Here is a 24,553-nt window from a genome sequence, read left to right as displayed (position 1 = left end):
AATAAATTGATGCTAGAAATGGATTCTGAATTTATGTAAGTGTTTGTTTTTTAGTTTGTTTTATTTCTGGTGCTGCGGTAGAGGACATTGTTTTTGAAAAATGGTCAAACTACTCAGCTCAAAATCAAAATGATATCATTTATCGAACATTCATTTTTTGATCAAATTTTTTAAAAAACGTAAATAAATGCCTCCTTATTTATTAAGGAGGCATTGTAAAGTTATAGACGGATAAGACCGCTTACGGATGAAGTAAGAGATATAGCGGGCTACAGTTGTCGAAGAGCGAACAGTTTGATCCTTGACTCGACTTATGTCGTTGCCTTTTTTACTGAAAAAATACTTTCTCAGAGAGGCCCCGAATTATTTTCTGGTCTGCCAGGGATGATTTTGGGAGTAGCTTTACCGCATGATAATACAAACTGGTTTGCAACAAAAGTTACCGAAGTGAAGCTGGATCCCAAAATATTTGAACAACAATTAAACGGTAGGCCGGCGAATCTAAAAGCTATGAAGTCTACCTTAAATAGTGTCAAGGTAAATAATATGGCGGAATTAAAATGGTTTCTGCTGCTCTAGGCTATTCCCGTTTCCAATTTGTTTCATTGCTAAAGGGTTTTTAGCAGCTCTTCAACCTCGGTATACTGTAGCGTGAATTTCCTGATCTTGCCGTCCCTGCCAATAATCAGATGTGAAGGGAATACCTTGGTACCGATAGAATCGATCATGTAATGGTCGGCATCTGCTACAGTTTGATATTTGAATGTTACCTGCTTAAGGAATTTCTTTAATGGTTCGACTTTGTTTGATGCAAGACTAACAAAAAGAATGTCCTTACGGTCCTGGTAGCGATCAACTATTTTATTCACTTCAGGCATTTCTTGTACACAGGCGACACAGCCTATAAACCAGAATTTCATTACAAGGATTTTTCCCCTGGTATTTTGGTTGTTGTATTTGTGTCCTGCTAAATCTACAAATTCAAACTTTGGTGCGGGCTTGCCGACGAGCGAAAGTTGAAAAAGACCCTGACGGGCCTGGTCTATCAGATAATATTTTGGCGAGTCTTCAATTAGCACATTAATTTTGTGCAGCTGATATGAGTTTTCACCTGTTTGGGTTTTTAGCCTTAAAGGTAAGTAACTGCCGGATAGTACTTCGTTGAGAAATGTTTGCTTATCCATCGATTTTCCTTGTGTGTCAAACGCACTAAAATCAGAGTCGAAGTTGACGTATTGCATGATATACTTTGAGATCTGATCACTGCTCTGAAGAATACCTGCAGGCTGAATTACTGGGCTCAACTCTTTTTTGCCATTACATCCCAGAAATATAATAATCGATAGGGTATAAAAAATGGGCTTGAAAGATGTTGTCATATCATTGGATTGTTTGAAGTTAATTATTTTTTTGTTAAAGGGGTATACTTTTTTAAAAGCCTTTTTAAAAGCGTACTTTCTTCAGCGGTAACGTCAGCGGAACCAAACATGCCTTTTTTTTATTTTAGCTTTCTTCATGAACTTTTCCATTGCGAGTTTATCCAAACTTATTTCCCCAGTAATAAGACCTAAAACGTGAAATAATCGCTGCAATTTTTCCCGAAAAATTGGTGTATCATGAGAATGGTTATCGAACACCTAGATTGAACGAAAAGATTTGAGTTAATGTAGTTGATTAATAGTGAGTTGCGTAAAATAAAAAACGAGACAAACAGCATAAAAACTGATTTGTCTCGTGAGGTGCTCCCGACGAGATTCGAACTCATATCGATGGTACCGGAAACCATAATTCTATCCATTGAACTACGGGAGCAAGGCTGCAAATATAGGATTTGAAAACTTATTTTTTTTGCATTTTGAATAAAAAAATACACTTATTTCTATACAAACGGATACATGAACTTATAGGGAATGTCGGAATTTTGCAAAAAATAGTCTGTTAAATACAAAGATATTGAAGCTTGCTGCGATAAATTTGTTTCCACAATTAATACTGACCAAATTTTATGAACCGCAGACAACTAATCCAAAGCCTTGCTATTGGTATTCCCGGAGTTTTACTTTCCAATAAACTTTCCGGATTTCAGTCAAATAATGATGGAGCAAAAGAGTTTGTAGAGAAGATCCTCGCAGGACCATTCTCCCCAACATGGGAGTCGCTCGCTAATTATAAAACCCCTGAATGGTTTAGAGATGCGAAATTTGGCATGTGGGCACACTGGGGGCCTCAGTGCCAACCAGAAGCTGGCGATTGGTATGCCAGGGAAATGTATATGGAGGGGAGCTGGAAATATAAATATCATATTGAGAAATATGGGCATCCTTCTAAATTTGGCTTTAAAGATGTAATCAATGTCTGGAAAGCAGAGAATTGGGACCCTGAGTCGCTTGTTTCACTATATAAAAGCGCCGGGGCCAAATATTTTATGGCGCTGGCCAACCACCATGATAACCTGGATCTTTATAACAGTAAATACCAGAAGAACTGGAATTCTACCAAAGTAGGCCCTAAAAAAGACATCATTGGCGGATGGGCTGCTGCGGCTAAAAAGCATCAATTGCCATTTGGAGTTAGTGTGCATGCTGCACACGCATGGAGTTGGTTTGAAACTAGCCAGCGTGCAGACAAAAACGGCCCTCTGGCAGGTGTTCCATACGATGGGAAGCTGACAAAAGCAGATGGGAAAGGTAAATGGTGGGATGGTCTTGATCCGCAAGAACTTTATGCACAAGACCATCAGCTGAGTCAAAATAGCCAGAATAACGGAACAATACATAGTCAATGGGATTGGGGCAATGGTGTTACCCCGCCTACCAGTGCATACATCAACAAGTTTTATAACCGCACTATCGATCTGATCAACAAATATAACCCGGATATGGTATATTTTGACGATTCGCAATTGCCCATGTGGCCAATTAGTGATGTAGGGTTGAAAATTGCAGCACACCTTTACAACAAAAGTATTAAGAACAAAGGCAAGCTTAATGCAGTAGTTACCGGAAAAATACTTAATGAAACACAGCGTAAGGCTATGGTGTGGGATATAGAACGTGGGCAGAGCAACAACATTGAGCCCCTGCCTTGGCAAACCGATACCTGTATAGGGGGTGGCATTACGAACGGGGAATTTATAACAGAAATGGTTATAAAACTGCAAAAACCGTAATCCATACCTTGATTGATGTAGTGAGCAAAAATGGTAATCTGATGCTCAATATTCCTGTGCGCGGCGATGGTACAATAGATGAGCTGGAGCGAAAAATCGTTGAAGACATTGGCGTATGGATGAAAGCGAACGGAGACAGTATATATGGCACCCGGCCATGGAAAATTTTTGGAGAAGGACCTGCACAGGAAAAATCACCTAAATTAAGCGCGCAAGGATTTAATGAAGGCAAAGGTGTACCTTTTAGTGATAAAGATATCCGGTTTGCCGTTAAAGAAAAAGAATTGTTTGCTACGGTTATGGCCTGGCCTGCTGAAGGTTCGGTTTTGATTTCCAGTCTGGCCGAAGGATCATTAAATTATCCCGGAAAAATAAACACTGTGCAACTGCTTGCTACCAAAGAAAATTTGCGTTTTGAAAGAAATTCACAAGGTTTAAAGGTTTATTTTCCTGCAAATCAGCCACAGGCTTCCTACGCTAATGCCCTTAAAATTACTTAAGCTTAAAATAATTAATTGCTTAACAGTTATAGATTGGGTCAACCTGTATGGTGATCCAATCTTTGTATTTTACTATTCCTGAAAGAGTTTTGGCAACTGCACTGTCTCCTGATACCACTGAATAATTTAGTCTACGCAATGAAATCCTTGAACTGTCCTGGTTTTGCAAATAAACAATTGATTTTTTGCTGAAATTGCACAACTTCAAGTTGTTACATCATTTTTTAAGAAAAATTAAGCGGAAAGAGTATAGAAAAATACTGATTTTGTCTTATAAGAAATAAAGTTGAAAAAAATCACTGTTAATGGTTGTAAATATTTGTAAATGAGAATTTTAATGCTGTTTTTGTGAGTTTCCGTAAAATTACAATAGGGTAGAAGCATATCACTATGTATTACAAAAGACAAGCGGAGTATGGAACAGTACTTGATACATCTGGTTACGGCCAATTGGGCAACCTTTGCCTTTAAAAAAGCGTATAACCGTTTAAAATAAGCTGACTATTGAGAATACTTTAAATAATAGTATTTAATCTTCATTTATATATACCCTATGAAAACAAAAATGAATCAAATCATGCTATGCATCGCATTCCTGTCATTTGGATGCAGTAAACCAATTGCCGCTGAGGATACTACAAATTTGAGCACCGGTCTGGCGCCCGGAAAACAAATGGTTGCTACTGCCCTTGGGCGGGTAACTACTGTTGTACACCCAGGGATGCTTCACTCTGCAGCTGATTTTATCCGAATGACAACCAAGGTAAATGCAGGGGCACAACCCTGGCTGGATGGTTGGAACAAACTTGTAGCTAATGGTCGCTCTGCTGCCACTTATGTACCACGGCCGGTAGATACAATCGTACGTGGAAGAGCAGCAAGCGGAAGAGGAGAAAATTACATTCTGGCATGTCAGGATGCTGCGGCAGCTTATCAAAATGCCTTACGATGGAAAATTAAGGGAGATGCAGCCTGTGGTGCAAATGCCGTAGCCATTATGAATGCTTGGGCAGTTAAATGCAAGTATATTGATGGTGATAGCAATAAACAACTGGCTGCAGGATTGCAAGGGTACCAATGGGCAAATGCTGCAGAAATTATGCGTGGTTACAGCGGTTGGTCTGCAGCAGATTTCGCCGCTTTTAAAAATTTCATGCTTAATGTATATTATCCGGTTTCGAGCGATTTTTTGAACAGGCATAACAACACCTGCGGTACCCATTACTGGCTTAACTGGGATATGTCTAACTTATGCACGGTGTTAGCTATTGGCATTCTTTGTGATGATGTGGCCAAGATTAATTATGCTATAGATTATTACCAGCACAGTGGAACCGGTACCGCCTACATCGGAAGGGTAACAACAGCAACTTATCCTAATGGTATGGATCAGGCACAGGAGGCTGGAAGAGATCAGGGCCATGCTACAATGGAGGTTCCCCTTTTCGGAACCTTTTGCCAGATGCTGTATAATCAGGGCCAGAACTTTTTTGATTATAACCCCTGGAGCCATGTTAATCCGCCACTTTTAGGGGTTAGCGAATACATAGCCGCCTATAATATCAATACAACCAATACTGTTCCCTTTACCACCTATAATAACTGCGAAAATTCAAATCAAACGGTTATCTCAAGTGGTGGTAGGGGTAACATCCGCCCGGGATGGGAGCTGGTTTACAATTATTATGTGAAGGTAAAAGGTAAAACAGCTACGTATACGACCCAATTCGCCGAAAAAGTACGGCCTGAGGGTGGAGGCGGAGACTATGGGCCAAATAGTGGGGGCTATGATCAGCTAGGCTTTGGGACCTTGACCTTTTCCCGTTAAATAATAATACGTTAAATAATAATAAAGGCTTCATCGATTAAGATGAAGCCTTTATTGTATATGGTTGTGTCAGCAAGATTAACTGGAGACTTTGATCTTTAGATTTTTACAAATCCCCATTGCTGGTTTCTTCCTCCGGAGTACGACCATTGTACAGCAGCAGTTCCATTGTTTAACGATGAGCCTGTCATATCAAGCGCTTTCCCGCTATTGGCATTCGATATCCGGTAATAACCATTGTCGGTTATCTGAATAGACCATTTTTGATTCGCAGTGCCATTGTAATCCCACAAAACGGCCTGTCCACCATCAGCGGTGCTCCAGCCATTAATTTCCAGGCACTTTGTAGGTGCATGAACTGGGGTAAGACGAAACAATCCACTGCCTGCATCCTCTACCTTAAATTGTTGATTAGCGCCTGCACCATATAACCATTGCTGTGCAACTGTTCCGTTTGAGCTGCCCCAACCGGCAGCTTCAAGGGCTTTAAAGCTATACCTATTGTAAATCTGGTAAATTTGCCCGGCCTGAATGCTTGAAGTATTGGCATTTTGGCCTGCCTGTACAACCGCTGCCAAAGCTTGTTGGTCAGCTGCACCAATATTTTGCCTGTCCAGGATCCTGAATGCATTGTTTCCTGAAGCGCCATCATCAAAATAAAATGGCTTTAATCCGTATTGCACCGCTTGCCGGGTAACATGGTTGATATAATAAGCCCTGCTAGCCAGGTGTAAAGTTAAGTTATCACCTGATAAAGTATTAGGTCTCCTGATTGCGCCGTATTCTCCAAGTATAACGGGTATACCTTTATCAATATACTTAGTTTTCATCAGGGCAAATTGTGGTCCGGCATCTGCTTCTTCTCCATAAGTAGCATTTCGCGAAGCATCAGTGGTGGAGTGGTAACCATTACCCCAATAATAAAAGGCATTTCCCCAACTTACGTCATCTGGTAGTCCTGCGAAATTGAACGGGGTATAGTAGTGTACTTCTACCATTAATCGGTTAGGGGCCGAATCAGTTGGTAAGGTGTTCATCAGGTTGTTGGTATGGTCTATATTGGTACTAGGCCCCTGAATTACAAGTGTACGGTAACTATTTTTACCACCGGTAGATCGAACCGCGTTTACAAAAGTTTGATGATAAGATAACAGTACGCCCATTCCTGTAGCATCAGAAACTGCTGGTTCATTGGCGCTGGCAAAAATAACATGTTCATCAAAATTGCGCAATTGTGTTGCAATCTGTTCCCAGAATGCTTTTTGCATGGCATTTACATAGGGCTGTTGGGCTGTAGTGCAGTTGTTTTCCAACCACCCTCCGTCCCAGTGGATATTCAGGATTACGTATAAACCATCATTTACGCAGTATTGGACCACATCTTTTACCCTGTTAAGCCACGATTGCTGAAGCTGAGCAGTACTGGTGTTGGCCATATACTGGTTCCATGAACAGGGAAGCCGTACTGCCGTAAAGCCACTTCTTTTTACCTGGTCAATCATTGCCTGGGTAAGTGCGGGGTTACCCCAATAGGTTTCGCCACCTATGGCTTCCAGGCTATTACCGGCGTTCCATCCCAGTGTAAATTTAGCAGCAAGCTGGACTGCGGTACTACCAACCCCCGATTGGTCTGCAGGTTGTGGCGAAGTATTATAATTGGGATAACTCGTGGCGGTTGGCATGGTAACCGCTCGTTTTGTAGATTGAAGGACTGTAGGATTTTCAATCTTTTGTTTTTGGCAGCCTAGCGCTAAAACAGCCAGCATAATGCCTGTTAGGTAATTTAGTGTTCTCATATTATGGTATTTGGTTAGTGATTTTATGATCGATGCAGCACCTTTCAACCCCTTATGTTAACGAAATTAGTAGCTTATGTATAAATATATTGGCTCATTTGTTAAATTATTATCTACAGATGTTAACCATGATTTGCATGGCAGCTTAAAAAACTAATGAACAGGAACAATGCGATTTTGTACCGTAATTTTTATTGGCAGTTAATTTTATAATAAAAAAGTTAAATGTTAATCGCGTAAGGCCAAAGGATGCAATGTCGAGGTATTTGCTGCCTTTTTATTCAATTACAACAAACCGACAGAGTATTGTTTTCATTTTGCTTTGTCAATTGTAAAAGTATCTACTCTCAGCCAGATTAGAATTTAAACACCTATTTTTTCGAATGTTCAAAAAAACAATTTTTCAGTTCCTGATCATGATGGCAATAACCCTGTCGTCAAAGTCTCAAAACCTTCAACCGCAGAAGTCTTTTCCCTTTCCTGATAAAATCAGGTACGATGGGGCCTGTTTATACATAGAAGGCAAACAAACTTTTGTTTACAGTGCCGCTTTTCATTATTTCCGTACACCTAAAGCACTCTGGCGTGATCGTTTCTCCAAAATAAAGTCGGCAGGCTTTAACACAGTTGAAACATATGTTCCATGGAATCTTTGTGAGTTAAATATGCCGAAGGGGCTGAATGACTATTCTCAGTTTAATTTCAAAGATCTTACAGACTGGATTCGTATGGCTCAGGAAGAGTTTGGTTTCTATACTGTTATCCGGCCAGGGGCATTTATCTGTGCCGAATTTGCAGGAGGGGCTATCCCCGCTGGCTGGCTAAGTTCCGTCCTGATGATGTGGAGGGCTTTTGGCTGCGAAGTGCTGATGACCGTTATCTGGACTGGCACGATCACTGGTATAAAGCGGTATGTAAAGTTATTCAGAAAGAGCAGATCACCGCGAAACAAAAAGGCAAGAAAGGAATTATTCTTTTACAGATAGAAAATGAGTACAATGCACACAAAACAACAAACAAATCTCATGCCTTGCAACGTATGTACAACTGTGTGCGCGGCACGGGGATAACGATACCTGTATTTACCTGCCTAACATCTGAAACCCGCGGAAGCAAAGATCCTTTATTATCGCAGGTTTTCGATTGCGATAACTATTATGTTGGTTTGAAAGATGCTATTAGTTGTGCAAAACGCATGGGCGATTTAAAACAACAGCAGCCCGATGCCCCTGGATTCGTTACTGAGCTGCAAGGTGGTTGGTTTGCAACAGTAGGAGGGAAACTGAGTGAAGAGCATTACTCTAACGACAAACATTTTTATGCCCTCGCAATGATGTCAATTGCAGGAGGTGCCACAGGTATTTTCCCTTATGTGTTTGTTGGAGGAACGCATTTTGCGGGCTGGGGTGCCCGGGGGCAAACCACAACTTATGATTATAACGCAGCGATCCGTGAAAATGGAGCATTATCTCCAAAATATTATGCTGCACAAAATTTAGGTGATTTCATTAAAAAATATGGGCATGAGCTTATTAACTCAAAAGGTGGCTTATGCAGCTTTGAAAGTGCTCCGGCCGAAATTGTGGGTGCACAACGTATATCTGCAGATGGAACACGCTTTGTATTTATGCACAACAGTTCTACAGAACAAAGTAATAGCGGTACTGCAACAGTTAAAGCGGGTAAAAGCGATACCGGACAGCCTATGTACAACATCGATCAGGATGAAAATAAAGTCCTGATTAAAAGTAAAAATGAAGCCGATACAACAAAGGGAATGTTAACCGATCTTTTAATCCGTTACGATTTGGGACCACTTGAAACAAAAGTATTGATTATTCCTCCAACAGGCGGTGCTGAAAAAGGCATCTGGTGGTATTACCAGGCACCAATAGCAAAAGTATCCTTGCCGGTTAGCTTTCGTTTTAAATCAGTACAACAATACAATGAAGATGCACAAGGCCTCTGGCACCCCTTATACCAGGGAAAATCTTTACCTGAAATGGAGATAAATGATTTGCGCTACGTTCGTTACCGCTCAGGTTTCAACCTGAATAAACAAGAAGTTGGTAAATATACACGAATGTTATTCAACACCTATTCGAGGGATATCATAAATATGGAAGTTAACGGCAAAATTGCTCCCCGTATATTTCCTGCTGAAAAGTGGGTTTCAGAGGTTACCCGCCAACGCGATAAATCGTTTACTTTTTTAAAAGAAACCGAATACGATAACCAATTCGATTTGACCGGGCTACTGAAAGAAGACCATAATGAAGTATGGCTGGTTTACGAGAATATAGGACATGAACATGGATATTTTCCGATGGAAGAACTTTGCGGCATCCGCATTGCGGGCCTGTCTGATGGTACAACAGCGATTAACAAAAAGTTGGAGTGGGATTATTCTGCTAACTTATCTGGTATAGCGCAAAAATTTACTGAAAATGGCTTTGATAGCAAGCAATGGAAAGTTGTACCGCTGGATACCACTTTTCAGATCCCACGCAAGGGAAATAACCTGCAACCCAAAGGAAAACAAAATGCACTTTTAACCTGGTACCGGGCAGAATTTAAATTGCCTAAAAATGATGGAAAAAGAACATGGAGGCTTCTTATCAATGCTTCTGGTAATGGATTTATTTATATAAATGGCCATAACATAGGCCGCCACTGGGAGGCTGGTCCACAAAGGGAATTCTATATACCCGAATGTTGGCTGAACCTTAAAGAGGGAGAGAAAAATAACATTACGCTCGGCTTAAGGCAAACCGTTAATGGCGCTGTAATCCGGGCAATGGAAATCTGCAGTTATAATAACGACAACAATTAGATAGGCAGAACAGGCTGCAAACATACTGCTTGGCACTTGGGCATAAGAACGAACAGAATGAATCAGTCCATTATCAGGAAACTATTATGAAAAATTATTTATCGGTTAAGCCTTTTAAGTATTGGCTCTTTTTAAGTCTTGTTGTATTGCATTATAGTCTTAATGCCCAGTCCATTAATGGTATCCAGGCTGATGCGAGCAGATTAAGTAATATTTATACCGCGGTACCATTCCTGCTTATTACGCCACAGCCCAGGGCAGCGGCAATGGGGAATGCCGGGGTTGCGCTTAATGCCGATGCTAACGCCAGCACAATTAACACCTCGGCACTGGCATTTCTGCCTGATGGAGATATCGGTGTTTCGCTTTCATACAGCCCCTGGCTCAAACAGCTTGCTTCAGGTATGAGTATTTCGTTCCTTACAGGTTATTACAGATTAAATGAGCGGAATACGGTTTCGGCTTCATTGCGGTATTTTTCAATCGGAAATGTAAATTTTAGTGATGATAATTTTCAGGATCTCGGCGTTTATAATCCAAACGAATTTGCTCTCGACATAGGCTATGCATTAAAACTCGGTCCCGGATTTGCCCTTGGAGGTAATTTGCGTTACATTAACAGTAACTTAATTGGAGGAGGGGCAGTTAATAATGTTAGGGCAGGTAAAGCGGTGGCGGTAGATGTTTCTGCGCTTGAAAAGTCGGAAATCCAGTTAGGTGGAACCCCTGCAATATTGAGTTTTGGTCTTGGCCTTTCTAATATTGGTACCAAGATGATTTATGGCACTTCGTTAAAATCGTATTTCCTTCCGGCAAATTTTAAAATAGGTTCTGCACTGAAAATGGGAGAAGGCCCAACAAAAGTTAGTTTTGCCCTCGATTTTAACAAATTGATGGCGCCTACCCAACCCATTTACGATGCTGATGGAAATATAGTAAAAGGTAAAGATCCTGACCGTTCTGTTCCTGCGGGTATATTCGGCTCTTTTAGCGATGCTCCTGGAGGTTTTAGGGAAGAACTTCAGGAGGTGGGCATATCTGCAGGTGCAGAAATCAGTTTTAAAGAAACACTATACCTGCGTACAGGCTACCTTTATCAAAATCCTCAAAAGGCAGACGCTTCTTACCTTACCCTTGGTTTGGGAGTTCGTTATAGCCGTTTTACCTTCGATTTCTCCTATCTGATGGGATCAGTTCAGAGTCCGCTAAGAAATACCATAAGGTTTGGTTTGCAGGCAAATTTTAGTAAGATCAGATAAAATAAAAGTTAAACAAACTCAATTTCTGAACAAACGACTACGGATTTCACTTTGTGAAGGCTTTGAAATATTACTTTGTATTTTTTTTAGTTAAATGACCTGCATTTTACCGTTAAAAATTAATTAGGATAAGATGGAAACCTCATTTATGCAAAAAAAAATATGGTATGTAAGTTTTGTTCAGCCTTTATCCGGTCTCTTACAGTTTTATTTGCATATTACCAATGCATGAGTTAGTAACAAAGATATCTCTAAATTAAGCTACCATAACCGCAACCTTATTAATGAAATGATCAATATTAAAGGGTTTGGGGATAAAATCGTCGGCATCACATTTCTTTTTGATTTCTTCAAGAGAGGAATTTGCAGACATCATCAATACCGGGATGTGCCCCGTTCTGTAATCTGACTTTATTTCACAGCATAAATCAATCCCGTTTCCGTCAGGCAGCATAACATCTAAAATCACAGCGTCGGGACGTTTCTTAAATATCGTGTTTCGGAATGTTGTTGCATCTTCACAAAAATGTACCTCGTAGTCTTCACTTAAGAGAAGATAAACGATTTCTCTTATATCACTGTTGTCTTCAACAACCAATATATATTTTCTCATCAGCTCATTATTAGTTTTCGCCTGTATATTAACATTTGAATCTTTTTCTGGTTTATTTTTTTTTAAAAGAGATCCAAAATTTATTGAAGCGGAAGAGACTCGGTGATTGCAGCACTGTTTTACGACAGTATGAGCAATTTTGTCACAAAAACGGGCACTTGATTAGTTTCTTCCTCATGCAAAAATAAAAAACCAAATAATAAACGTTGTTATAACATTTATTATTTATTTTAGTCTTTATATTTCTACTGTAAAACTAAGCTCTACGGTCAGACAACTTCAAAACCAAATATCAAGTATGATTATCAAAATCTACCCTGTTCGCGACCGAATGCAGGTATCGGCAAAAAATAAATTAGACGTTAAATTCAGGACTCAAAAACTCGCAAAACAGTATTTTTTTCTTTTTTTTGGCCTTCAGGCGCTTTTAATGAATTTTAAATGCTACTCATCACGGGTGGGAGCGGTACTATTGGCTATACCCATGCTATTTGTGCAGACCGTTGTTGCCCAAATTAAAAACAATGCAAACCCTGTGCTCACTGGGCATTATGCAGATCCTGACATCATCTATTCCAACAAAACAAAACGTTATTATATCTATCCTACTACCGATGGTTTCAAGAACTGGACAGGTAACTACTTTAAGGTCTTTTCATCAAAAGACCTCGTTTCATGGAAAGATGAAGGTACTATTTTGCAGTTGGGAAAAGATGTAACCTGGGCAGACCGTAATGCATGGGCTCCTTGTATCGCCGAAAAAAAGGTAAACGGAAAATATAAGTACTTCTATTATTTTACTGCAGCTTTGAAGATCGGAGTCGCAGTATCAGATTCTCCTACAGGGCCTTTTATTGATAGTGGAAAGCCACTTGTGGACCAACGACCTGCGGGAATTACCAAAGGATTGACCATAGACCCCGATGTTTTTACAGACCCGAAAACTGGTAAAAGCTATCTCTATTGGGGAAACGGGTTCATGGCTGCCGCCGAATTGAACGAAGACATGGTTAGCCTCAAATCAGAAACCCTCACTATTCTTAAACCAGATAATACATTTCGCGAAGGAACAAACGTTTTTTACCGAAATGGAATCTATTACTTTTCGTGGTCGGAGAACGATACGCGGAGTCCCGATTACAGAGTGCGTTATGCTACAGCCAGCGCTCCACTTGGTGCACTTACTATTCCTGATAATAACCTCATCTTAGCAAAAGATACCGTTCAAGGGATTTATGGAACCGGACATCATTCTGTAATCCAGTTGCCTAAAAAAGACGAATGGTATATTGTGTACCATCGGTTCGAGTTTCCAAATGGGATAAAAATGGGCAGGGATGCTGGATACAATAGAGAGGTATGTATTGACCGAATGGAATTTGAATCCGATGGAAGAATTAGGAAGATCATTCCAACGCTCAAAGGAATCAATCCAATAAAAAAATAGAATATGAACCAAAATCGAATCTTCAATGTATGACAGCTATGAATATTATACTCAGAAGAATGGTGAAGTTTCCATCTTACCAGAGCCTAACGGTTGGCATTATTCCAGAAACCTGGCACTAAATTTAAAAATTGAACAGATATACTAAAACAATGAAACAATTGATCCAAACCGTTATTATTACCCTTGCGGTTATATATAGTACACAGACTGCAGGGGCGCAGTCGGTAACATCTGTTCGGGTAAAACTTAATGAGGACAAAAAAGCACTCCTCATCCCAATCGGCTTTACGCAGAACCTAAAATGGGATCTGCCACTAACCATTAAGGGTGGGAACGGCTCTACAATCAGCTGGAAATCGAGCAATCCATCCTATGTTGACAATAACGGGAAACTACTCAAACGTGCACCCAGAGCTGGTAAAGCGGTAGATGTAATCTTAACAGCAAACCTTACCCTTGGAAAGGAAACGTTAACGAAATCTTTTAAAATCAGGATTGCGAAAGAGGATCCACCATTTGACGCCTACCTTTTTACCTATTTTGAAGGAACGGGGCCAAAAGAGTTACAGGAACAATTGCGTTATGGCATCAGTGCCGATGCGATAAACTGGTCAGCTTTGAATAATAACCAGCCAATCATATCATCTGAGCTGATCTCTGCTACCGGCGGTATCCGCGACCCACACTTGCTGCGCGGCGAGAACATCAACGATTTTTTCCTGGTAGCAACAGACATGTTTACCGTGAAGAATGGATGGGAACACAATCCAGGCATTGTTATGATGAGATCAAGCGACTTGATCACCTGGAAACATAACATCATCGACCTGGAAAAAAGTTATCCAAAAAAGTTTCCTAATGTAAAATGGGTATGGGCTCCGCAAACCATCTACGATCCTTCGGTAAATAAGTATATGGTTTATTTTACGGTACGGTTGAAGAATGATCCTGCACTTGATTTTTATTGTGCCTATGCAAACAAAGACTTTACTGCGTTTGAAGAAGAACCAAAACTGATGTTCAAGGCAAAATATGGAGCAATTGATGGCGACATCATATACAAAGATGGCCTTTATCACTTCTTTTACAAGGGTAATACCAAAGACGAAAATGGAAAAGAATTCAAGAACGGTATCCAACAGGCAACGGCAAAGACATTGCAAGGGCCGTGGATAGAGGACTTTAAATACCTCGATGCCTACGCAGAGAAACATATTTCAGTTGAAGGTTCGGGTATATTTAAACTAAATAACTCATCAGATTATGTCCTGATGTACGATATGTACCGCGACCACCGTTATGAGTTTCAGCGTAGTTCAGATCTATTCCTATTTGCCCCACCGCAATCCTTTATTAAAAACTTCAATCCCCGACATGGAACGGTAATCAATATCACCGCAAAAGAAGCACAACGTTTAGGGCAAAAATGGCCAGGATTACCCAAAGAACTGGCAACAAGACAGAAATAACAAAAATAACAAACACGACCATGAATAGATCTATTTACCATTTCCGGATACTTTTGTACTCGATTGGCCTGCAACTACTACTAATCTCTATTGCTAATGCACAGGATGTGACCGATTCCCTGTTTAATTTTCGATCTAATGGTAATCCTATTATTAACCATAAATATACTGCCGATCCGGCCGCAATTGTTGTGGATAATACACTCTGGCTTTTTACAGGGCATGACTTTGCGGGTGGCCAAAAGGGCTATAAAATGAAAGATTGGTGCGTATTTTCTACTACTGATCTTCAAAACTGGACAGAATATCCTACTCCTTTGAAACTGGAGGATTTCAGTTGGGATAAAAGTGGCAGTGCTTACGCTGGCCAGGTGATTAAACGTAACAACAAATATTACTGGTATATTAGTACAAACGGTTCTGGCATCGGTGTTGCAACGGCAGATCGGCCCCAGGGCCCATACCGCGATGCGCTGGGCAAGCCCTTGCTGACAAATGCTGACTGTTTTGCCTCTAAGCATTCCTGGACCTGTATAGATCCAACGGTATTCATAGATGATGATGGCCAAGGCTGGCTTTTTTGGGGAAATGGCGTATGCTATTACGCTAAACTAAAAAAGAATATGATAGAAATTGATGGGAAAGTAGGTAGGATCGAATTTGATGGCATGCAGTTCGAGGAAGCACCTTGGATACATAAGTACAAGAAAAAATATTACCTTTCTTATGCCTCTGGGTTTCCCGAAAAGATTGCCTACGCTACCGCAGAAAAAATAGAGGGGCCATATACTTACAGGGGGATTTTGAACGAGGTTGCCGGCAACAGTGGGACAAATCATCAGGCCATTATTGAGTTCAAGGGTAATTGGTATTTTATCTATCATAATGGAGCAAGACAAAGAGACGGCAACAGCTTTAGCAGATCAGTATGCATAGATCGCCTTTTTTATAACCCAGACGGCTCAATAAAAAGGATAGTTATGACATCTGAAGGAACAACGATACGGGGTAAGTAGGCGAATAGCCCAAACTGAAACCCAATGCGTGATATGTAGCACGAAAATCAAACCAGTCACTTCATTAAAAATTAAGGTTATTTTTAATCTGTAAATGCTTATCAAAAATAACTTCCAACGTTGAGGTATCTTTTATGTTAAAAAATGATTAAATCATAAAGCAGCAAGCTCCTATATTCACTTTATTCCCTATTATTTTTATTTTAAGAAACCTTTCTGACCGATTTTAAACCTACACCATTGGCTTTTTAAGAAATAAAAATGCACCTTTGCGAACCGTTAATTGAGGTTTAGGCATGTAACAAATTAAATAGCTGTGTATGGAAGAAATGGTTGTGGAAGAAATTCAGGAACTACTTGAAAAAGAAAATGATAAGGCTTTAAAGCAATATCTCGATCAACTGAATATTTCGGATGTTGAAGAACTGATTGATGAACTTCCACAATATGCAGCTAAATTTATCGAAACCTTATCCCTTAATAGGGCAGTAAATGTTTTTCGGATTCTTGATTTTCCTACCCAGGAGCGCATCATTAAAAAACTTTCGGGCAATAAACTCAATCAGATCATCAAAGATCTGCCACCCGATGATCGTACCGCACTTTTTAGCGAGTTAAAAGGTGATGTGGTAAAAAAAATGATCACACTTTTACCACCCGAAGAACGTAAAGAATCGCTCGCACTCCTTGGTTATAAAGAAGATAGTATTGGCCGTTTAATGACGCCCGATTACATCGCCGTAAAACCTGAATGGTCTATCAGTAGGGTTTTAGCGCATATCAGGCGTTACGGAAAAAACTCCGAAACCATCGATGTCGTGTATGTAATTGATAAAGAAGGTGTGTTGCTGGATGATATCAGGATACGTGAGGTTTTATTGGCCGATCCTGAAGCCATTATTGGTGAACTGACCGATAAACGTTTTATTGCCTTAAAAGCAAATGATCCTCAGGAAGATGCAATCAATATCTTCAGGATGAACAACCGAGTAGCTTTACCTGTAGTGGATGAAAATAACATCCTGTTAGGTATTGTTACCGTTGATGATATTTTGTGGATTGCCAATGAAGAATATACCGAAGATATGCACAAAATTGGGGGTACCGAGGCTTTGGATGAGCCTTATCTTGATATCCCAATTTTAAAACTGGTGAAAAAACGGGCTGGTTGGTTAATCATTCTGTTTTTGGGCGAAATGTTAACCGCAACAGCCATGCAGCACTTCGAAATCGAACTCGAAAAGGCGGTAGTACTGTCGCTTTTTATCCCATTAATTATGAGTAGCGGTGGCAATAGCGGTTCTCAGGCGTCAACATTAATTATCCAGGCCATGGCCTTAGGTGAGGTAACCATTGCAGAATGGTGGCGCGTAATGCGCCGAGAGCTTGTTTCAGGAGCCTTACTGGGTATTATTTTAGGCACGATCGGTTTTGTCCGCATTGTAACCTGGCAAGAATTACACCTCTATAATTATGGCCCACATTGGTTTTTAATCGCAACTACCATATTTTTTACCCTCGTTGGGATTGTTTTGTGGGGCAGTTTAATCGGTTCGATGATGCCTATTATTTTGAAAAAGCTGAAACTCGACCCTGCAACCTCATCAGCACCATTTGTAGCTACAATGGTAGATGTAACCGGTATTGTAATCTATTTCAGTGTAGCCGTATTAATTTTAAAAGGCGTTTTACTTTAAATTTAAATCATGCAAAAGAAAATTACCACACTTTTTACCGATATCGGGGCGTTTTGTTAACCAATGGCTGGGATAGGCATGCAAGGGGAGAGGCTTCGGTACTTTTTAACCTCGACTCTGTTGATCTCGAAGAGCGCCACCACCTTACCTTCGATACTTATGAAGTGGGTAAACTAACGCTTGATGAATACCTGGAGCGTATCGTTTTCTTCGAAGAGCGGAATTTTAGTTACGATGATTTTAAAGAATTTATGTTTAAAAAATCGCTTCCTTACCCGGAAATGATTCAGTTAATCTGCGATTTAAAAAAGAAATATAACCTAAAGGTAGCCGTAATCAGTAACGAAGGAAGGGAGCTAAACCAATACCGCATCAATACCTTTAAACTGAATGAATTTGTTGATTTCTTCGTATCATCAAGTTTTGTGCATTTTCGTAAACCCGATGCCGATATTTTTAAGGTGGCCATCGATATTTCGCAGAGCGATGTAGAAACAAGTTTATATATAGACGATCGGATGCTTTTTGTACAGGTTGCTGAAGGTTTGGGTTTAAGAGGCATTCATCATACCGATTACGAAGATACCAAAGTACAGTTGGCCGCTTACGGATTAGAGGTTTAATTGATAATTATTCCCCGCGAATTTCGCTCATTTACATAGAATATATTTTGTAATATTGATAAAAGAGTCGTCAGTCCCGCGGAGGTAATCTTAATGTAAAATACAAGTTTCAATCAAAGTATTTTAATTACTGTTTGTTAATTAAGAATTATGTTTATCTTTACATCGTGAAAAATATAACAGAAAAATATTGTTTAAACTCGTGTTTTTGTTACTCAAAAAGTAATGGGTGGACTTTGTTTATCTGCTAAAAGATATAGAAGAGATTTAAAAGCCGCTTATTACAGATTTAATAAGCGGCTTTTTTATTTTTAAATCGTTTGGTATGCACAATGGATGTGTACTGGTCTGCAAAACCAGTGTAGTCAGTTCGATTCTGACACCAAACTCAAAAATACTTTATTCTTGTATAGCGATATTTTCTTCTTTAACAACCAAAGTGTCCGACCATTGATCATGCCATCCAGTATTGGCAAATATAAACGATAAGATATCAAATGGTACAAACCTAGATAGAGTCCTTATCATAATGGTTTTAAACTTAAGCATCTCGGCACTTTTGTTTACAACCCTTGTTCCAGTAATAAATTTTGCCGGCGATGACTGAAATATTTTTTCGAAGAATGAATAAAAAATCAATTTAAAAGAGGCAAATATTAGTATTACTAACGCTTTATCACCAATAACTAAACTGATTTTATCCAATAACAAAACTAAAAATTTAATTCGGGCTATGGTTTCAAGCAGAGGGTAAAAAACAATAAGCATTATAATACTGTCTATTATTAAATGGAATACCCTTTGCCAGTTTTTTGCTTCAACAACATAATTTACCAAATCCCCGCCATAGTCTTCTATTATTAAGTGTATTTTTTTTTGTGTGTTAAAAAAGCTCAATACCCTAAATGATAAATATGCCCAGAACACATTGGCAATAAGTGATAGTAAGATATCAGAAAAGTCGCGACGTGCCATAAAATCACTGAAAGAAAATATGATCGGCAATAGGAATTTTAATATTCTTACAGCTCTATCGATCAAGATGACCGAAAATAAAAAACGCGCCAACGAGCATTGCTTTCCTTTACTAGTATAATACAGTATTCCGCTTATCAAAAACAACAGGCGAAAGATTAGATTGAATGCTTCGTAAGAAATAACCTGTGGGATTTTGAAACTGAAACTGAAAGGACTTAATAAAAGATATAGCCAGTCAAATAGAGAAAAACGTGGTAAAAACTGAGCTACTAATGTAAATAAAGAGGTTACGATAATAAATATTGTGAGTTTGGATTTTATTTTTTGCATGAGTGTTAATTTATTATCGCAAATAACAATTTTTTCCTGGGACTAAAATAACAAATATCCATTTTGCATTTGAAAAGCAATGGCAGTAGATATTTTAAAGCTTGCTCCCGCTTTTCATTACAAGTCCTCGCTGCGCTGTGGGCTTTCCATTTTAATCGGGTTTATTGGCAATGTAGCTGCTAATATTTTAGGCTGAGCACAGCAATATAATTCCGTTTTTTTGTGCCTTAGTAGCTAAGATTTGAAGAAAGAGTTTGTAAAAATGATTATCTGTGTTAATCCGTATTATCTGTGGTTAATTAAGCGCTTCAATACGCTTCGACTCTACTCAGCGTGACAATCGAGTGGGTATCCGTGCTTTCTGTGTCTCCGTGGCAAAAAAAATCTTCAACAAAAAAGCCACTCTTTCAAGTGGCTCTATATTGTAAAGTCCCCTTTAGGGGATTTAGGGGTTATACATTAAACCTGAAGTGCATAATGTCTCCATCTTCCACTACGTAGGTTTTTCCCTCAACACCTAATTTACCAGCATCTTTACAGGCATTTTCAGAACCTAAGGTTACAAAATCGTTGTATTTGATTACCTCCGCACGGATAAATCCTTTTTCAAAATCAGTATGGATTACACCAGCAGCCTGCGGTGCAGTAAAGCCTTTTGTAATCGTCCAGGCCCTAACTTCTTGTACACCAGCGGTGAAATAGGTATAAAGGTTTAATAATTTATAAGCTGCACGGATTAATTTATTTACGCCTGATTCAGTTAAGCCTAAATCAGCTAAAAACTCCTGACGCTCTTCGTAGCTATCCAGTTCAGCAATTTCTGATTCAATTTTAGCCGAGATCACTAAAACCTCCGCATTTTCATCAGCAACACTTGCCCTAACCAGATCAACATATTTATTGCCATTAATTACCGATGCTTCATCAACGTTACAAACGTACATTACAGGCTTTTGCGTAAGTAAACCTAAATCTTCAATAAAATCGAAATCATCTTGAGCCAATGGCGCTGTACGGATTGATTTACCACTTTCTAAATGAGATTTAACCACCGTTAAAATTTCATAAGTACGTTTTGCGTCCTTATCGCCACCAGTTTTAGCCATTTTTTCCACTTTTTGAATGCGTTTGTCAACGGTATCCAAATCTTTAAGTTGTAGCTCGGTGTCAATAATTTCACGATCACGAATCGGATCAACAGAGCCATCCACGTGAATTACATTTCCGTCATCAAAACAACGTAAAACGTGAATAATTGCATTCGTAGCACGGATATTTCCTAAAAACTGGTTTCCCAAGCCTTCGCCTTTCGATGCACCTTTTACCAAACCTGCAATATCTACAATCTCGATTGTATTCGGTTGCACTTTGTTTGGCTTAACCAACTCGGCCAGTTTGGTTAATCTATCATCAGGTACTGTAATTACGCCAACATTGGGCTCAATAGTACAAAAGGGGAAGTTTGCAGCCTGCGCTTTTGCATTTGATAAACAGTTAAAAAGAGTCGATTTTCCAACATTTGGTAAACCAACTATACCACATTGTAATGCCATTTATATTTTAGTATTTATTTTACAGTCAATAGTTTTTTGGTCGATGGTTCATAGTCAATGTCTATGCTCCGCTCTCCGCCTCAAATTCCGCGCAAAGATAAGCTTTTAAAACCTTTATTTAAACCCTTGCTATTGTATCAAATCTATATTTTATCTATGTTTAGCCAAAAATAAATAGAGATAAATGGAAGATTTTGAAAATGAAGTGCCCCAGGAAGTAAAATTGGTTGTTACTGAAGAAATGCGGAGCTATTTTTACGATATGAGTAAATGGGCCAGATTTTTATCGGTTGTGGGTTTTGTTCTCTCTGCATTTTTAACCTTAAGTTCATTTGGAATAGGGGCCGCAATAACGGCAAATCCTGCAATGCTCAATCAATTAGGACCATTGGCCAGTATAGGAGCTACAGGGATTACCATATTTTACCTGTTATTGGCCTTACTCTTTTTCTACCCAAGTTTATTGCTTTTCCGTTTTTCAGCCAAGGGTAAACAAGGTGTGTTATTTGGCGATCAGGAAAATTTAAACGATGCCATTGCGAATGTAAAATCGCTTTTTAAATTTTGGGGAATACTCACCATTGTGTTAACAATAAGTTATTTCCTGTTAATTCTTACTATAGCCGTTAGCAGTGTAGGTGTAAAATAAAAAATAAACTGTACACAGATAAAAAAAGCCTCCTGATTTTTAAAATCGGGAGGCTTTTTTATTTGAAATTATAATTACTTAAAAAGTAAAATCGTCGCTTGCTTTAGCGCTATGTTCTCCATTTTCAGAATATTCATAACGTTTTTCAACCACATCCTGGTGAGTTTTGATGTAATCAACAGTTTCATTTAATCCTTCTGCAAATTTTTCGAAATCTTCTTTGTATAAAAAGATTTTATGTTTTACAAACACACCGTCTTCTAATCTTTTCTTACTCTCGGTAACTGTTAAATAATAATCACCCGATCTTGTAGCCTTCACGTCGAAGAAATAAGTTCTCTTACCTGCTCTTACTTTCTTTGAAAAAACTTCTTCTCTTTCCTTGTTGTCGAATTCTCCCATGGTTGGTATTGATGTTGGTTTTTGGTTTCGGTAAATATAAAGCAAATATTTAAAGTTCAAAATACAATTTTAATACAATTTAAATAGTTCGCGTTTCCTCCTCCAAAAGTTGGTGGTTATAAAGATCGGTATAGCTGCCATTTAGACTAAGTAATTCATTGTGTGTGCCTTGCTCAATGATTTTGCCATTGTCCAGTACCAAAATTTTATCTGCATTTTTAATGGTCGAAATCCTATGGGCAATTAAAATACTTGTTTTTCCGGCCATGATTTTACCGAGGTTTTGTAGTATTTCTTCCTCCGTTTTAGTATCAACCGCCGAAAGGCAATCATCGAAGATTAAAATTTTAGGCGATTTAATCAATGCCCTTGCAATAGAAACGCGTTGTTTTTGTCCTCCAGAGAGCGTTATTCCCCGTTCACCCAGCATCGTTTCGAATTTTTCTTCGAAGTCGATAATGTTGGTATAAACCGAGGCATTTCTTGCTGCCGCATGCACTTCTTCATCCGTAACCTTGTCTAAGCCAAAGGCTATATTGTTTTTTATGGTATCAGAAAAGAGGAAAACTTCTTGTGGTACAAAGCCAATCTGGTTACGGTAGTTTTTAAGGTTTAGCGTTTTTATATTCTTTCCATCAATGTTTATCACGCCATTTTCTACATCATACATCCGCATAATCAGATTGGCCAATGTCGATTTTCCTGACCCTGTCTTTCCGATGATGGCTACAAATTCGCCACTATTAATCTCAAAACTCACATCTTTTAAAGCTTCAATGCCTGTGTCAGGGTAGGTAAAACTCACATGATTAAATTTGATATTTCCACTTAACTCAATTTCAGCGGTTTCTTCCGATTGAATGTCAGATGGGATATCTAAAAACTCGTTTATCCTTTTTTGTGAGGCAGCAGCCCGTTGGATTAAAGAAGTAACCCAGCCCAGCATGGTTACCGGAAAGGTTAACTGGTTAATGTAAATGATAAACTCGGCAATATTCCCTGCGGTGATACTGCCATTCATTACCTGGATACCGCCAATATATATGGTTAAAATGGTACTCAAACCAATTAATAAAAGCATGGTAGGATAAAACAATGCCGATACTTTAACCAGGCTCATCGAATCTTTTTTATAATCGTTGCTCTGGATGGAGAACATATTTCGTGTATAATCTTCACGCACATATGATTTAATAATCCTGATCCCCGAAAAACGTTCCTGTACAAAACTGGAAAGATCTGATAAACGCTCCTGTATCTTCCCGCTTTTCTTAAAGATCAGCGTATTTACATAGTAGATAATCACCACCAGAAAAGGGAGGGGCAACAGGCAATAGATGGCCAGTTTGGCATTTACATCAAACATCGACCAGATAATAAGCACCGATAAAACAAAAGTGTTAATGGTGTACATAATTGCCGGACCCACGTACATCCTTACGCGGTTAACATCTTCTGTAGCGCGGTTCATCAAATCGCCAGTATTATTTCTGCGGTAAAAACCTAAGCTCAGCTCCTGGTAATGCTGGTAAATATCGTTCTTCATATCAAACTCTATATGCCGCGACATTAAAATAATGGTTTGGCGCATAAAGAACAGAAACAGTCCACGTAATAAATAGAGTGCAATAACCAGCAATCCAAAAAATAAAAGGTTACTACTAAATATGTCGTAAATAATGGCCTGCCGATCGAAACCATAAAAGAGATTAAATAGCTGAATGTTTTCGGTAATCAGATCAACAGCATAGCCAATTACCTGGGCAGGCACTACCCCAAAAATATTAGAAATTACCACAAAAATACTTCCGGGTATAATCCACCATTTGTATTTAAGAAAGTATTTGTTTAATCGGCTTAAATGTTTCATTCTATACAAACTTAGCTAATTTTGTTATTTCATAATACATATTTATCTATTCTGGTCTAAGCTTTAAAAAATGATGACACTCTTTCCAATCTTCGAGTTTTGGAGGCTGTGAGTTTGTAGGGCTAATTAACGGCTTACTAATTTGGGCGTTACCCAAGCTGCGCAAGGGGCGGGCTTTTCAGGGCTCCGCTTTGCTGCGGTACCGATGAAGAATCGGTACTGAACCCTTACAATCCCTAACGCAGCGTTTTGGCACTACCTCAAACTTCAGATGTCTTTGCCTCCTAAACCCGATAGGAGCGTAAAACCTGCAGGCGAGGTACGAGCCAAGGCTTTGAAGTGCATAGCGGGGCTTTTGTAACCCAAATGTACCGAACCCTGCTTTTCTAAAATAATACGGCTACCTAATTGTATTGTGGTTTAGATCTTACAGGCTTCGCAAATCTGCCAGGTTTAGCCCAAAAAACCATCTCCATCGAATAAATTTTATTGTATTTTTGTTAAATACACGTAATAAT

General features: G+C 39.1%; 18 protein-coding genes, 1 tRNA gene and 2 pseudogenes. 13 read left to right on the top strand and 8 right to left on the bottom strand.

Annotation, left to right across the window (positions count from 1 at the left end; translation table 11 throughout):
- The first annotated feature begins 294 nt into the window (after window positions 1-294).
- On the top strand, window positions 295-579 hold the full coding sequence (locus tag H9N25_RS12835; RefSeq protein WP_407947430.1) for a GLPGLI family protein: 285 nt from the start codon (window positions 295-297) through the stop codon (window positions 577-579).
- A 29-nt stretch (window positions 580-608) separates the two neighbouring features.
- Here the strand turns inward: H9N25_RS12835 and H9N25_RS12830 are convergent, their stop codons facing one another.
- Both H9N25_RS12830 and H9N25_RS12825 read right to left on the bottom strand, forming a co-directional pair.
- Window positions 609-1,379 (bottom strand): TlpA family protein disulfide reductase, encoded by a 771-nt coding sequence (locus H9N25_RS12830; protein ID WP_190326128.1) that lies wholly within the window; start codon window positions 1,377-1,379, stop codon window positions 609-611.
- Window positions 1,380-1,740: 361 nt separating this feature from the next.
- Window positions 1,741-1,812: transfer RNA gene (locus H9N25_RS12825), tRNA-Arg, on the bottom strand.
- Between the two features lie 193 nt (window positions 1,813-2,005).
- On the opposite strand from H9N25_RS12825, the pseudogene H9N25_RS12820 reads away from it, so the two are divergent.
- From H9N25_RS12820 to H9N25_RS12815, 3 genes and pseudogenes are all read left to right on the top strand, one after another.
- Window positions 2,006-3,246 (top strand): annotated as a pseudogene (locus H9N25_RS12820) (alpha-L-fucosidase); the annotation flags it as partial.
- Window positions 3,247-3,288: 42 nt separating this feature from the next.
- Window positions 3,289-3,669: an alpha-L-fucosidase C-terminal domain-containing protein gene (locus H9N25_RS25305; RefSeq protein ID WP_223833770.1), complete on the top strand. Its 381-nt coding sequence runs from the start codon at window positions 3,289-3,291 to the stop codon at window positions 3,667-3,669.
- 565 nt (window positions 3,670-4,234) lie between these two features.
- On the top strand, window positions 4,235-5,497 hold the full coding sequence (locus tag H9N25_RS12815; RefSeq protein WP_223833372.1) for an alginate lyase family protein: 1,263 nt from the start codon (window positions 4,235-4,237) through the stop codon (window positions 5,495-5,497).
- Between the two features lie 98 nt (window positions 5,498-5,595).
- Here the strand turns inward: H9N25_RS12815 and H9N25_RS12810 are convergent, their stop codons facing one another.
- Window positions 5,596-7,293: a cellulase family glycosylhydrolase gene (locus tag H9N25_RS12810; protein ID WP_190326127.1), complete on the bottom strand. Its 1,698-nt coding sequence runs from the start codon at window positions 7,291-7,293 to the stop codon at window positions 5,596-5,598.
- Window positions 7,294-7,676: 383 nt separating this feature from the next.
- On the opposite strand from H9N25_RS12810, the pseudogene H9N25_RS25465 reads away from it, so the two are divergent.
- The 3 genes and pseudogenes from H9N25_RS25465 to porV form a co-directional block, all read left to right on the top strand.
- Window positions 7,677-8,734 (top strand): annotated as a pseudogene (locus H9N25_RS25465) (beta-galactosidase); the annotation flags it as partial.
- Window positions 8,735-8,920: 186 nt separating this feature from the next.
- A complete protein-coding gene (locus H9N25_RS25460; protein WP_407947457.1) occupies window positions 8,921-10,126 on the top strand; it encodes a hypothetical protein in 1,206 nt (401 codons plus the stop codon).
- Window positions 10,127-10,212: 86 nt separating this feature from the next.
- Window positions 10,213-11,385, top strand: a complete 1,173-nt coding sequence (porV, locus tag H9N25_RS12800; protein ID WP_167295127.1) for a type IX secretion system outer membrane channel protein PorV — start codon at window positions 10,213-10,215, stop codon at window positions 11,383-11,385.
- 256 nt (window positions 11,386-11,641) lie between these two features.
- Here the strand turns inward: porV and H9N25_RS12795 are convergent, their stop codons facing one another.
- Window positions 11,642-11,998, bottom strand: a complete 357-nt coding sequence (locus tag H9N25_RS12795; RefSeq protein ID WP_169502360.1) for a response regulator transcription factor — start codon at window positions 11,996-11,998, stop codon at window positions 11,642-11,644.
- A 298-nt stretch (window positions 11,999-12,296) separates the two neighbouring features.
- On the opposite strand from H9N25_RS12795, the gene H9N25_RS12790 reads away from it, so the two are divergent.
- The 5 genes from H9N25_RS12790 (at window position 12,297) to H9N25_RS12770 (ending at window position 18,253) form a co-directional block, all read left to right on the top strand.
- Window positions 12,297-13,445, top strand: a complete 1,149-nt coding sequence (locus H9N25_RS12790) for a family 43 glycosylhydrolase (RefSeq protein WP_190326125.1) — start codon at window positions 12,297-12,299, stop codon at window positions 13,443-13,445.
- A 152-nt stretch (window positions 13,446-13,597) separates the two neighbouring features.
- Complete coding sequence (locus H9N25_RS12785) at window positions 13,598-14,917, top strand: glycoside hydrolase family 43 protein (RefSeq protein WP_190326124.1); 1,320 nt, start codon at window positions 13,598-13,600, stop codon at window positions 14,915-14,917.
- Window positions 14,918-14,937: 20 nt separating this feature from the next.
- On the top strand, window positions 14,938-15,933 hold the full coding sequence (locus H9N25_RS12780) for a glycoside hydrolase family 43 protein (RefSeq protein WP_190326123.1): 996 nt from the start codon (window positions 14,938-14,940) through the stop codon (window positions 15,931-15,933).
- 320 nt (window positions 15,934-16,253) lie between these two features.
- Complete coding sequence (gene mgtE, locus H9N25_RS12775; protein ID WP_167295123.1) at window positions 16,254-17,630, top strand: magnesium transporter; 1,377 nt, start codon at window positions 16,254-16,256, stop codon at window positions 17,628-17,630.
- 53 nt (window positions 17,631-17,683) lie between these two features.
- Complete coding sequence (locus H9N25_RS12770; RefSeq protein WP_223833371.1) at window positions 17,684-18,253, top strand: HAD hydrolase-like protein; 570 nt, start codon at window positions 17,684-17,686, stop codon at window positions 18,251-18,253.
- 399 nt (window positions 18,254-18,652) lie between these two features.
- On the opposite strand, the gene H9N25_RS12765 is transcribed toward H9N25_RS12770, so the two are convergent.
- Together H9N25_RS12765 and ychF are read right to left on the bottom strand one after the other, a co-directional pair.
- Window positions 18,653-19,561 carry an RDD family protein gene (locus H9N25_RS12765; protein ID WP_190326122.1) on the bottom strand — a complete coding sequence of 303 codons (909 nt, stop codon included), beginning with the start codon at window positions 19,559-19,561 and terminating at the stop codon, window positions 18,653-18,655.
- A gap of 452 nt (window positions 19,562-20,013) precedes the next feature.
- Complete coding sequence (gene ychF, locus H9N25_RS12760; protein WP_190326121.1) at window positions 20,014-21,114, bottom strand: redox-regulated ATPase YchF; 1,101 nt, start codon at window positions 21,112-21,114, stop codon at window positions 20,014-20,016.
- A gap of 184 nt (window positions 21,115-21,298) precedes the next feature.
- Between ychF and H9N25_RS12755 the strand changes: the two genes are divergently transcribed.
- Entirely contained in the window at window positions 21,299-21,763 is a 465-nt protein-coding gene (locus H9N25_RS12755; protein WP_190326120.1) for a hypothetical protein, read from the top strand.
- 78 nt (window positions 21,764-21,841) lie between these two features.
- Here the strand turns inward: H9N25_RS12755 and H9N25_RS12750 are convergent, their stop codons facing one another.
- A complete protein-coding gene (locus H9N25_RS12750) occupies window positions 21,842-22,165 on the bottom strand; it encodes a DUF3276 family protein (protein ID WP_167295577.1) in 324 nt (107 codons plus the stop codon).
- Window positions 22,166-22,244: 79 nt separating this feature from the next.
- Entirely contained in the window at window positions 22,245-24,035 is a 1,791-nt protein-coding gene (locus H9N25_RS12745) for an ABC transporter ATP-binding protein (RefSeq protein WP_190326119.1), read from the bottom strand.
- Window positions 24,036-24,553 lie beyond the last annotated feature (518 nt).

The sequence above is a fragment of the Pedobacter riviphilus genome, assembly GCF_014692875.1.
Taxonomy (GTDB): Bacteria; Bacteroidota; Bacteroidia; order Sphingobacteriales; family Sphingobacteriaceae; genus Pedobacter; species Pedobacter riviphilus.
The sequence above is the reverse complement of the archived record's forward strand: the minus strand, read 5'-3'. Positions and strand labels throughout refer to the sequence as shown.